Origin of the sequence: Bacillus sp. JJ634 (genome assembly GCF_036962285.1) — a bacterium.
GTDB classification, from domain to species: Bacteria; Bacillota; Bacilli; order Bacillales; family DSM-1321; genus Peribacillus; species Peribacillus asahii_A.
The window spans coordinates 76,215-88,612 of record NZ_JBALMU010000024.1; the positions used below are offsets into that span (position 1 = coordinate 76,215).

Consider the following 12,398-nt stretch of genomic DNA (forward strand, 5'->3'; position numbering starts at 1 on the left):
ATTGTGAAAGATAAGGGGGAGAGAGCATGTTCCTCAAACGCTTGGACGTTGTAGGATTTAAGTCTTTCGCAGAGAAAATTTCAATGGACTTTGTACCAGGTGTAACCGCAGTCGTAGGACCGAACGGAAGTGGGAAAAGTAATATAACAGATGCGATTCGTTGGGTGCTTGGCGAACAGTCCGCCAAATCATTGCGCGGGGCGAAAATGGAGGATATTATCTTTTCCGGAAGCGATTCAAGAAAGCCTTTAAATTTTGCTGAGGTATCTTTAACCCTTGATAACGTAACAAATTCTTTACCCATTGATTTTCATGAAGTCAGTATTACAAGAAGAGTGTACAGATCGGGTGACAGTGAATTTTTAATTAATAATCAGCCCTGTCGTTTAAAGGATATCGTCGATTTATTTATGGATTCAGGCCTCGGCCGCGAAGCCTTTTCGATTATTAGCCAGGGGAAAGTAGAAGAAATATTAAGCAGTAAGGCGGAAGAAAGACGCGTTATTTTTGAGGAAGCAGCTGGTGTTTTAAAATATAAAACGCGTAAAAAGAAAGCTGAGCAAAAGCTTGCTGAAACGCAGGAAAATTTAAATCGTGTTCAAGATATTCTTTATGAATTAGAAGGTCAGGTAGAGCCGTTAAAAATTCAATCGTCGCTTGCTAAAGAGTTTTTGGCGAAAAAGGAAGAGCTAGAGCAATTTGAAGTGAGCTTAACGGTTTATGAAATTGAAGAGCTTCACCAAAAATGGGAAAAGCTATCTCATGAATTAGAAGAGCATACGCTAAGAAAAGAGCAAATGGCAAGCGAACTGCATCAAAAGGAAGCGGCCCTACAGGTGCTGCGCCAGAAAACAGCTAGTTTAGATGCAACGATGAATGATTTACAAGCGATTCTTTTAACATCAAGTGAAGATCTGGAAAAGTTAGAAGGTAGAAAAGAAGTATTAAAAGAACGGAAGAAAAATGCGACACAAAATAAAGTTCAACTTGAAAAGTCCATCGAAGAGGCTAAAGCGTTTATCGCTCGTTTAGAGGTGGATAAAGAAGCTCAAATCATTTTGGTTCGCGAATTAGAAAATGAAGTAAAGAACTTGCAGTCGCTCTTGCAAGAAAAGCAACAAACCTTAGGTTCCTTCCAAACGAATATTGAGGGGACGATTGAACTTCATAAAAGTGACTATATTGAATGGCTAAATAAGCAAGCAACAGCGAAAAACGAAAAGCAATATTTAGCTCAGCAGCTGGAGCAGCATGCTTATAAAAATGAGAGGCTGGATAATGATAATGCGAAGTATTTAACGGAAAGAACGTCAATCGTGAATCAAAAACAGCAGCATGAAGTGGAATTGCGTGAGATGACGCTCGAGTTAGAAAAGCATGTGGCTCGTTATCGTAGTCAGGAAAAGCAACAAGAAGAAACGAAGGACCGCTATCAAAAGCAAGAAACGACACTGTATAAAGCGTATCAATTTTTACAGCAAGCGAAGGCGCGTAAAGAGTTGTTAGAGGAAATGGAAGAAGAGTATGCAGGGTTCTTCCAAGGTGTAAAAGAAATATTAAAAGCAAAAGCTTCTTTGCAAGGCATTGAAGGGGCCGTTGCGGAGTTGATTACAGTGCCAAAAAGTTATCAAACGGCGATTGAAATTGCACTTGGCGCGGCGATGCAGCATGTTGTTGTTCGTGAAGAAGGGCATGCGCGTCAGGCGATTAGCTTTTTAAAGAAAAATGGTTATGGCCGGGCTACTTTTTTACCACTCTCCGTAATAAAAGGTAGAGAAGTGCCCCAATCTCAATTGAAACTGCTTCAAAACCACCCAGCTTTTATTGGTACTGCTGCCCACTTAATAGACTATGAAGCGAAATATGCAGAGATTGTAACGAACTTACTTGGAACGGTCGTTATTACACGTGATTTAAAAGGAGCAAATGAGCTGGCTAAATTAGTCGGTCATCGTTATCGTTTTGTAACGCTTGATGGGGATGTTGTAAATCCTGGTGGTTCGATGACAGGGGGAGCACTTAAGCAAAAGTCCTCATCCTTATTATCGCGAAAAGCGGAATTAGAGGAACTTAAAAATAAGCTTGTCGATATGGAAGCGAAAACAAATCAATTAGAACGTGAAGTTCGGGAGCTAAAAGCTGCAATTACACAGCAAGAAGAACATTTAGCAGAAATGAAGCAATCGGGTGAGTTATTGCGAGAAAAAGAGCAATTATTGAAAAATAAATTTCGAGAAATTGAATTACAAGAAAAGAATATTAATGACCGTCTTCATTTATATGATTTAGATAAAACACAACTCATAGAAGAAGAGCAGCAAAGAACGGCCCGTCTTGAAGAGTTGGAAAACATTATCGTATCGTGTGCAGAGGAGCTTAGTAGACTTGATGAAACGATTGCTCAATTGACGGAGCGAAAGGAAACACAGCAATCCTCAAAAGAAATCCTTCTAGAAGAGATGAGTGAATTGAAAGTAACGCTTGCTTCGAAACGAGAACAGCTTCGTAACCAAAAGGAAAATATGGCTCGTCTTGAAGAAGATTGGCTTATGACACAAACGAAGCTTGCCGAATATGAGGATGACTGGTCGCTTTTAACGAATGAAATGAGTGATAGTTCAAGCGGGGAAGAACGATTAGAAGATGCCGCGAAAAAGCAGTTTGCATTGAAAAATGAAACGATTGAAAAGATTTCGGTTACACGCCAAGAAAGAGAGAGTTTGCAAACGGAGCTTGAGGATATGGAGCTCGATTTAAAAGAGCAAAGTCGTCAATATAAAGGCATTGCAGAAAGCGTCAAAGATGAAGAAGTGAAGTTGAATCGACTTGATGTAGAGCTTGAAAATCGACTTTCTAAGCTACGAGAGGAATATCTTTTAAGCTATGAGGCTGCAAAAGAGAAGTATCCGTTAACATTGCCGGTTGAAGAAGCGAAGAAACGAGTCAAGCTCATTAAATTGGCGATTGACGAGTTAGGAAACGTTAACTTAGGGGCAATTGATGAGTACGAGCGTGTATCAGAACGCTATGAATTTTTACTTAATCAAAAGGATGACTTGCAGCAAGCAAAAGATACCCTTCTTCAAGTGATTTGTGAAATGGATGAAGAGATGACGCGGCGCTTTTCTGAGACATTTTATGCGATTCGTAATCAATTTGGACAAGTGTTTAAAGCGCTATTTGGCGGAGGCCGTGCTGAATTAAAGTTAACGGATTCGTTGAATTTGTTGCAAACAGGTGTCGAGATTGTCGCTCAGCCTCCTGGGAAGAAATTGCAAAATTTAAGTTTATTATCAGGTGGAGAACGAGCACTGACTGCGATTGCCTTGCTGTTTTCCATTTTAAAAGTGCGTCCGGTGCCATTTTGTGTGCTTGATGAAGTTGAAGCAGCGCTGGATGAAGCGAATATCACGCGTTTTAGTCAATTTTTGCGCAAGTTCAGCGAAGAAACGCAATTTATTGTTATTACACATCGCAAAGGTACGATGGAAGGTGCGGATGTGTTATATGGCATTACGATGCAAGAATCAGGTGTTTCAAGGCTTGTTTCTGTACGAATGGAAGAGACAGAAGAAGTAGCAAGAGTATAACAGAAGGAAGTGACACAATGAGTTTTTTTAAGAAGCTGAAAGAGAAATTTGTAGGTGAGAAAAATGAAAATGTAACACCAGAACCTGCTGAACAACTGGAAGCGAATGAACAGTTGGAGTTGAACGAGCAGCTGGAAGTGAAGGAAGAGATTGAAAAGAAGAAAGAGCAGATTTCGATTGGAGAGAAGTTTAAACAAGGTTTAGCGAAGACGCGTGATGCCTTCTCAAGCCGAGTCAATGATCTAGTCGCACGCTATCGTAAAGTGGATGAAGAATTCTTCGAAGAGCTTGAAGAAATTTTAATTCAAGCAGATGTCGGCTTTGATACGGTGATGGAGCTTGTCGATGAACTAAAAATGGAAGTGAAGCGCCGCAATATTTCGGATACGAAAGAAGTGCAAGATGTTATTTCTGAGAAATTAGTCGACATTTACCAAGGCGGAGACGAAGAACAAACTGAGTTGAACATTCAAAAAGATGGCTTAACGGTTATTTTATTCGTTGGTGTGAATGGCGTTGGGAAAACGACAACAATCGGAAAAATGGCTCATAAGTTTAAAGCGGAAGGCAAGTCGGTCGTATTGGCAGCGGGTGATACGTTCCGTGCCGGTGCGATTGATCAATTAGAAGTATGGGGCGAGCGTGTTGGCGTCGATGTTATTAAACAAGGAGAAGGTTCTGATCCGGCGGCGGTTATGTTTGATGCGATTCAAGCAGCAAAAGCACGCGGTGCGGACATTTTGATTTGTGATACGGCAGGCCGTTTACAAAACAAAGTGAACCTGATGAAAGAGCTTGAAAAAGTAAAACGAGTGATTGAACGTGAAGTACCTGGTGCACCGCATGAAGTATTATTAGTATTAGATGCAACAACAGGACAAAATGCATTAATTCAAGCAAAAACCTTTAAAGAAGCAACAAATGTATCAGGCATTGTGTTAACAAAGCTTGATGGAACAGCAAAAGGGGGAATCGTGTTAGCGATTCGAAATGAATTAGCGATTCCGGTTAAGTTTGTTGGACTAGGTGAGAAAATGGATGATTTGCAAGAGTTCGATGCAGAGAAATATGTGTACGGATTGTTTGCAGACATTATTGAAAAAGCAGAATGATAATACGTGAACGAAAGTCAGAAGGGTTTTTCCTTTCTGGCTTTTTTCATATTCTAAAAAGTTTTTGTATACTTTTTTATTTTCTCGTTCGTCTATTTTATAGAGAGAAACAAAAGGGGGAGTTCGTTTGTCAAATATAGCACGTCAAGTAGCAGCCGGTTTGTTGTTTTTAATGGTTTTTACAATTTTTCCATTGCTGGCTGCTGCTGAACAACCGAAGATTAGTATTTCAATTGAAGAAGGGCTAGGTGGATATGCGAAGCGTTCGGCGGCGCTGCCTGTCAAAGTTGAAATAGAGAATAAAGGAGAAGCGTTTAGTGGCACGTTGCTGCTTCAGTTTCAAGCAACCTATCAGTTAGGCGGCTCACAAGCCATCCAAGTTGAACTGCCAAAGGGAAGTGTAAAAACATATTCGGTTACCTTGCCCGCGTATACAGATGAGAATTATTCTTCGTCTGCAGTTCAACAAACGATTCATTTATATGAAGGAGATTGGAAGAAAGGAAAGGAAGTAGCGTTTAAAGGGACGAAAGTAATTTCACCTAAATTTGTCGATTCGGGGGAAGTGCAGATTGGTATATTAAGTGAAAAGTATGATCGTCTAAAAGAATGGCGTGTACTGCCTTCCTCTCCAACGAATACATTCGATTTAACAAAGGGAGATTTGCCAAATGAGGCGAGAGGATACGATGTGCTCACATATTTAATTATCGATGAATTTTCCATGAGCACACTCGATCATGAGCAACAGGAAGCCATTGCTGAATGGGTTCAAAACGGAGGGATTTTGATTGCTGGTGCAACACCGAATGCTAGTCAGCAATACGATACACTTTACGATTTATTACCGATGAAGCCGATTAAAGAGGTAATGATTAGTAGTGCTTTTTTAGGAACGGGTAAGCAAGCACCTTCTTTTAAGCAGATTCCTAGTTTTGTTGGGGAAGTTGAAAAAGAGGCAGGTATTATGGTGAAGAGTGATAATCATCCAGTCGTTGTCAAAAAAGAGTTTGGAAGCGGGATGATTATCCAAACAAGTTTTTCACTTGGAGATGAACCGCTAGCTTCTTGGAATAAGTACGGGGCTTGGGTTGAGTCGACTTTGCTTACATTAACAACGAATAATCCGTACAATCAAATGGATAATTTGTTAAATAATTTAGAGTGGGAATTGTCGGAACCGAATAAATGGTTTGATAATACAAATTTTTCAACTGGTCAATTAATTCTCTTATTAATTGTCTATTTACTTATTTTAATTCCGCTCTTATATGTGGTCCTTAAGAAATTGGATAAACGTGAGCATGCGTGGTGGAGCATTCCAGTTGTAGCGATTATTAGCTCAGTCGTCATTTTTGCGCTCGGAGCAAAAGATCGAATCGCTCAGCCTCAATTAAATCAGCTTGGAATCTATGAAGTGAATCGTCAACATGTAACGGGCATTCAATCCAATGTGTTACTTTCGAATACAAGCGGAGACTATAAGCTATCTTTTGCAAAAAATGAAATGCTTGCTTTGCCATCTGCACCGGATTCTTTTTCAGGTAATCCGCTTCGAGCCCCAGTTGTGGAAGAAAAAGCGAAGGAAATAGCGATTGAATTTCCAGGCGTCGAATATTGGTCAACACGTTCGCTAGTAGGACGCATTTCGCAAAAACAAGCTGGTGAATTTAAGGACGATTTGAAAGTGGAAAATAAAAAACTAACAGGAACAATTGTGAATAGTTTGAACTACAATTTTGAGGAAGTCATGATTGTGTCAGGCAACCAGAAATGGGATTTAGGGGCGTTAAAAAAGGGAGAAACGCTAACTGTTCACCAAAAGTTAAAAATGGATTTCTTAATGCGTCCTACGATGAGTTTTTCATCGAGCATGCATACGTGGAAACCTGGACAAAAAGTGGACTGGAATCAAGTTCGGAACGACCAATTATTATATCTTGCCAGCCAGTATTTCTTTAATGGACAAACAGCAGATAATGCACCTGTCATTATTGGATTGACGAAGGAGCAAGTGACGGGACTGAAATTAGAAAATGGAACAATGAAAGAACATAATAATAACTTGATTTTCCAGACCTTTGAAGCAGACACGACTTTATCGGGAGAAGTGAGCTTGCCAAAAGAAATGTTTCAATGGAGACTTGAAACAATTAATGGTCATTACGAGGTAAATACGAGTATCGCACCTTCTTCTTATTGGCTGGAAGTTGGAGAGTATGAGGCCTATGCTCAAATGCCAGCTGTCATGAAAGATCCATCTTTTAAAGCTTCGAAACTGACGATTAAGTGGACGGATTCCAAGCTTCAGTATGCACTGTACAATGTGAAAACAGGCAAATATGAACCGATTGCTGGAGAGGAGCGAATTTTGACGCTTGAAGGAAGCAAGAAGATTAACGCTTATCTTTCTGCCGACGGTGAATTGAAAGTGAAGCTAATGAAGAAGCAAGATCCTAATGGTGCTGAAAATCGTTTACCGGTTATTACTGTTGATGGGGAGGTTACACCGTGATCGAAATTATCGGATTGACAAAACAATATGGGAAATTTACGGCGCTTGATCACTTAGATTTGCATATTGATGAAGGGAGCGTATTTGGTTTTGTAGGTCAAAATGGAGCGGGGAAGTCTACCACCTTCTCTATTTTAGCGACATTGCTTGCGCCGACTTCGGGAACAGCCTTTGTCAATGGCTATAATATTTTAAAAGACCCAAAAAAAGTCCGCGAGCAAATTGGCTATATGCCCGACTTCTTTGGCGTATACGATCAATTAAAGGCAGAAGAGTATCTCGATTTTTACGGGGCAAGCTATGGTATCTCTATCAATGAACGAAAGAAATTGATTCCCCAGCTTTTAGAGCTTGTGAATTTAACCGATAAACGAGATTCGTATGTTGATTTATTATCACGCGGGATGAAGCAGCGTCTTTGTTTAGCTCGCAGTTTAATTCATGATCCGGAAGTACTTATTTTAGATGAGCCCGCGTCCGGTTTAGATCCGCGTGCTCGTATTGAAATGCGGGAGATTTTAAAAGAATTGAAGCATATGGGCAAAACGATTTTGATTTCGTCGCATATTTTACCGGAGCTCGCAGAAATGTGTGATGTCATTGGCATTATTGATCAAGGGAAGTTAAAGGCACAAGGCTCTGTTGCGGAAATTCAAGAGAAATTGCAAGGTGCCAAGAGCATGATGGTGAAGGTGAATCGTAATATTGAACGTGCGCTGACCTTTTTTGAAGACAATCCAGATATTAGTGAAATCGAGCGTCATGAGGATGGAGCGAGTATTCAGTTTTTGTTTAAAGGCAATGCGGAGGCACAGCAGCAATTATTAAAGGCCTGCATTATGCAAGAGCTCGATTTAGTTAGTTTTGCCGAACTCGAAACCGATTTAGAAGATGTGTTTATGGAAATTACGAATGGGGGGATGGAGTCATGAAAAACTGGCTGATGAATCCCGTATTAAATAAAGAATTCAAGCTTCGTTTTCGTTCTTTAAAAAGTTTTCTTGGTGTTTTATTTTATGTACTAGCGATTGGCATCGTCGTGATTGGGATGATTTTCGTACAGCAGTTGGGCAGTATGGGTGGGGTGAACCCAGAACAAAGCCGTGAGCTATTTATGATTTTAGCGGTGTTGCAGTTTGCGTTAATTATTTTTATTACACCAGGCTTAACGGCAGGTGTCATTAGCAGTGAGCGAGAGCGGCAAACGTTGAATATTTTATTAACGACATCGCAAAGCTCCAGCAGCATTATCATTGGAAAGCTCGTGTCATCAGTCGCTTTTTTATTATTGTTAATCATTGCAAGTTTGCCTTTATATAGCATTGTCTTTTTATATGGAGGTATTTCACCGCGTGAGCTGCTAACGGTGTTTGCTTTAAATGTTTTTACCGTTTTTGTCATTGGCAGTTTAGGTGTTATGTTTTCGACGTTTATTCGTAAAACGATTGCAGCGATGGTCACAACATATGGTGTGATGTTATTTCTTGTTGGAGGAACGGGCTTTTTGGCGCTGATTGCGACAAGCTTTACGCAAATGAGTCAGACAGGAACACCAACTACGAATATACTCGTCTATCTTTTGGCGATGTTTAATGCGCCGATTACACTTGTGAATCTGTTTGAACCGAGCATCGGTGAAGAAATCGCACGAATGTCGGGAGTGGCTTTTCCGCTTTGGATTGCTCATCTTATTTCTTATACACTTATTTTTATTATGGCAATTGTACTTAGTGTTCGAAAGCTCCGTCCAAAAATGAAAGCGAAGAAATGAGGAACGAAGCGATGGAAGAAAAGAAGCAGTTTGAAAAGCTTGTGAAGCCTGTGCAACGTCAGCTTTTTTGGCTTTTACTTGGAAGAGAAGTACAATGGTTTCTTCTTGTAGCGAGCCTTTGGGCATTTCTCCTTTTTCTTATTACAAGAGTCATTGTCTTCCCCTTTATGCTGCGTTTTTTAGCAATTGGGTGGCTTGTGCTCGGAATGGTGTTAATTTATCGCATTTGGAAGAAGAGGCCGTCGTTTAAGGCGGCTTCGCTTCTTTTTAATCAATATGTGCCAGATGATCGCGTGTTAACGGCTTTTTCTTTTTTAGATAAAGAGGGAGAACTAGAAAGATTACAGCTCCGTGATGCACTTCGTCAAATGAAAGTAAATGAAGCAAGCGTTTTAAAGCGAAAAAAGAAAATATGGTACCCAAAATGGTTGATGATTGCTTGCTTGTTTGCAGGAGTTGCGACCCTTTCAGCCTTGTTTCCCAATGAATGGATGAACGAAGCAAAAGAAGTGGAAAAAGTTTCAAAAGTAATGAAAGAGGCTGAAAAGAAAGTAGAGGAAAAAGTGAAGGAAACAAAGGACCCGGTTGCCAAAAAGGCGCTAGAAGAGGCAAAGAAGAAGCTAGCCGAAGTGAAGGAGCCGAATGAGGCACTAAAGGAATTAGAGAAGTTATCCAAACAACTTGACCTCCAAGTGATGAAGCGAAAGGAAACACAGAAACAGTTAGATAATTGGAAAAAGCAAGCCGATGATGCTGGTTTAAAGGACTTAGCTTGGTTTCTTGAACAAAAGGATTTGGAGCAGTTAGAGAAAGAGTTGAAAAAGTTGAATGAAAACTGGGAGCAGTTAACGAAAGAACAGCAAAAGGCATTAAGTGAAGTAACGAATCAAAACGAGAAGTTAACAGAAGAACAGCTTGCAGCTCTCGCTGAACAATTAAAAGAAGCGCTTCAATCTGGACAGCTGTCTAAACAGTTAGCGAATGCTAGTCAGCAAGTCCAACAGGTCGGTCAAAACTTGCAGCAACAAATGAAAAATAGCGGAATGACACCAACGCAAATAGGAAGCGGCACCCCAGGAAATAATCAGAACTCTGCTTCATCTTCTTCCAATCATTCAGCGGGCAATCAAAAAAGCAATCAAACTAGTAATAATCAAAACGGCAGTGGTTCGGGCTCAGGTAATGGTTCCGGTACGGGATCAGGTTCAGGTTCTGGATCTGGCTCAGGATCGGGCAGTGGTCAAGGAAGCGGCGCTGGACTTGGACAAGGATCACGGGAACTATTAACAATTCCAGAAGAAACAAAAGGAAAGCAAAATGTCGAATCTGATAGCGGGGAACTTGGGGAAGGAAGTGGTCAAGAGCAAAAGACTGATGAAGGCCCTGTTTTAAAGGGGAATGTGCGTAATTATCAAGAGGTCTATGAGCAATATGGTGAGTCGTATCGAGAAAGTACGGAGCGCCTGAAGCTGCCTGCTGATTTAACGGATATTGTCAAAAATTATTATGACCAAATCGATCCAGAAAGGTAGTGAATATATGTCAGATAAAGAGATGCAGTTTATGAAAGCACAACAAATCGTGGAAGACGTTAAAAAAGAGATTGCTCGTTTTATTGTTGGACAGGAAGAGGTTGTCGAACAAGTACTTTGGAGTATTTTTGCAGGAGGGCATGTGCTATTAGAAGGGTTACCGGGCCTTGGAAAAACGATGCTCGTTCGGACCATTTCAGAAAGTATGGATTTAAGTTTTTCGCGTATTCAGTTTACGCCGGATTTAATGCCAGCAGATATTACAGGAACGATGCTGCTTCAGCCTGATGAGGATGGAAAACAGCACTTTACCTTTCATAAAGGGCCTTTGTTTTCACATATTGTGTTAGCTGATGAAATTAACCGAGCTACACCGAAAACACAAAGTGCTTTGCTTGAAGCGATGGGAGAGCAAACGGTGACGGTGATGGGAGAAACGAAAAAGCTTGAGCGGCCGTTTTTTGTACTAGCGACGCAAAATCCGATTGATTTAGAAGGAACATACCCACTTCCTGAGGCGCAAATGGATCGTTTTATGTGTAAAATTCTCGTTGGATATCCTTCTAAGGAAGAACTAAGAGAAATTATGAAGCGTACGACTGGTACGGAGTCCATTTCTATTGAAAAGATTGCTTCGATTGAGGATGTATTATTTTTACAAAGTCTATCAAAAGAAGTGCTTGTATCGGAAGAAATGCTAGATTATGCAATTGATATTGTAGCGATGACGCATCCAGACGCGGAAGCAGTACCAGAAATTGTACAGAAATATGTGCAGTATGGCAGCGGTCCCCGTGGCTTACAAAGCTTACTTAAAATGGCGAAAACAAGAGCGCTATTTGCGGGGCGGTATCATGTGTCAGCGGGAGATGTAAAGCAAACGGCAATTCCGGTGTTACGCCACCGCTTGCTATTGAATTTTGAAGCAGAAGCAAGCGGCATTCAGGCAGATCACGTTCTTGCTGAAGTTGTGGAAACGGCGTATACGTTAGGCAAAGGATCATCTGCATCATGATAGCGTCTTCTTTTTTAGAAAGGCTGCAAAAGAAACGGCTGCTTGTGAAAACACGAAAGCGCGGTATGCATAAAGGTTCAAGGCAATCCAGCGCGTTTGGTTCATCGCTTGAGTTTTCCGATTTTCGAGTTTATCAGCCAGGGGATGATGTGCGTCAAATTGATTGGAATGTGTACGGCAGAACACAAAAGCATTATATTAAACGATTTCTGGATGAACAGGAAGTGGCGATTGCGATTTATCTTGATATGAGTTCATCGATGCGCACGTATAGCGAGAAGTGGGAGCTTGCTCGCTTATGTGCCGCCGCGCTTAGTCATATTGTACTATCTAGTGAAGATCGACTTTCTTTTATTCCAGTCACTTCAACAAATATGCAGCCGATTCGCCGTAAAGGAGCGGTATATCGAAAACAGGTTTTTCATGAGATTCAACGTTTAGAAGAGAGAGAGAGTACGACCGCTTTTTTTGCACAATTAAGTCAACAAATAATGAAGAATCAACAGTTAGCGATTCTTCTTACCGATGGATTAGAGCCGCTGGATGTCATAGAAGCAGCGTTAAAAAAGCTGCGCTCGGTGAAGCAGGAGATTTGGTTATTTCAGCTATTAGCTGAGGAAGAAATGAAACCGAGCTACAGTGGTGATGTGAAACTGATTGATAGTGAATCAGCGGGAACGGTGAATGTCAGTATGAATCCTCTGTTAATTGAAAACTATCAAAGCCGTTTGAACGATCATAATCAGCAGCTCGAAGCAGTTTGTCGTACACTCGGTTGTCGATACTTCCTTATGAACGGCGAGAAAGACATTCAAACGATTTTGTTTCATGATTTACCGAGACAAGGGTTTATGAATTGAGGT

The 12,398-nt window shown here is 40.8% G+C and carries 8 protein-coding genes; all 8 read left to right on the top strand.

Annotated features, from left to right (window positions below):
• Nucleotides 1-26: 26 nt before the first annotated feature.
• The 8 genes from smc (at nucleotide 27) to V7068_RS04520 (ending at nucleotide 12,395) form a co-directional block, all read left to right on the top strand.
• A complete protein-coding gene (gene smc, locus V7068_RS04485) occupies nucleotides 27-3,590 on the top strand; it encodes a chromosome segregation protein SMC (protein ID WP_499711274.1) in 3,564 nt (1,187 codons plus the stop codon).
• A gap of 17 nt (nucleotides 3,591-3,607) precedes the next feature.
• Nucleotides 3,608-4,702 (top strand): signal recognition particle-docking protein FtsY, encoded by a 1,095-nt coding sequence (gene ftsY, locus V7068_RS04490; RefSeq protein ID WP_499711275.1) that lies wholly within the window; start codon nucleotides 3,608-3,610, stop codon nucleotides 4,700-4,702.
• A 127-nt stretch (nucleotides 4,703-4,829) separates the two neighbouring features.
• The gene (locus tag V7068_RS04495; protein WP_499711276.1) at nucleotides 4,830-7,217 is read left to right on the top strand and encodes a DUF8725 domain-containing protein; all 2,388 of its coding nucleotides are present in this window, start codon (nucleotides 4,830-4,832) and stop codon (nucleotides 7,215-7,217) included.
• On the top strand, nucleotides 7,214-8,149 hold the full coding sequence (locus V7068_RS04500; RefSeq protein WP_499711277.1) for an ABC transporter ATP-binding protein: 936 nt from the start codon (nucleotides 7,214-7,216) through the stop codon (nucleotides 8,147-8,149). The genes V7068_RS04495 and V7068_RS04500 overlap by 4 nt, the downstream gene beginning before the upstream one ends.
• Nucleotides 8,146-8,988, top strand: coding sequence for an ABC transporter permease (locus V7068_RS04505; protein WP_499711278.1), 843 nt, complete (start codon nucleotides 8,146-8,148; stop codon nucleotides 8,986-8,988). Before V7068_RS04500 ends, V7068_RS04505 begins: the two co-directional genes overlap by 4 nt.
• An 11-nt stretch (nucleotides 8,989-8,999) precedes the next feature.
• Entirely contained in the window at nucleotides 9,000-10,520 is a 1,521-nt protein-coding gene (locus V7068_RS04510; RefSeq protein ID WP_499711279.1) for a DUF8809 domain-containing protein, read from the top strand.
• A gap of 7 nt (nucleotides 10,521-10,527) precedes the next feature.
• Entirely contained in the window at nucleotides 10,528-11,535 is a 1,008-nt protein-coding gene (locus tag V7068_RS04515) for an AAA family ATPase (RefSeq protein WP_499711280.1), read from the top strand.
• A complete protein-coding gene (locus tag V7068_RS04520; RefSeq protein WP_499711281.1) occupies nucleotides 11,532-12,395 on the top strand; it encodes a DUF58 domain-containing protein in 864 nt (287 codons plus the stop codon). Before V7068_RS04515 ends, V7068_RS04520 begins: the two co-directional genes overlap by 4 nt.
• Nucleotides 12,396-12,398 lie beyond the last annotated feature (3 nt).

What these genes read in the sequence shown, in the direction of transcription:
- smc (WP_499711274.1), top strand. Translation starts at nt 27, where the DNA reads ATGTTCCTCAAACGCTTGGACGTTGTAGGATTTAAGTCTTTCGCAGAG.
- ftsY (WP_499711275.1), top strand. Translation starts at nt 3,608, where the DNA reads ATGAGTTTTTTTAAGAAGCTGAAAGAGAAATTTGTAGGTGAGAAAAAT.
- V7068_RS04505 (WP_499711278.1), top strand. Translation starts at nt 8,146, where the DNA reads ATGAAAAACTGGCTGATGAATCCCGTATTAAATAAAGAATTCAAGCTT.
- V7068_RS04510 (WP_499711279.1), top strand. Translation starts at nt 9,000, where the DNA reads ATGGAAGAAAAGAAGCAGTTTGAAAAGCTTGTGAAGCCTGTGCAACGT.
- V7068_RS04515 (WP_499711280.1), top strand. Translation starts at nt 10,528, where the DNA reads ATGTCAGATAAAGAGATGCAGTTTATGAAAGCACAACAAATCGTGGAA.
- V7068_RS04520 (WP_499711281.1), top strand. Translation starts at nt 11,532, where the DNA reads ATGATAGCGTCTTCTTTTTTAGAAAGGCTGCAAAAGAAACGGCTGCTT.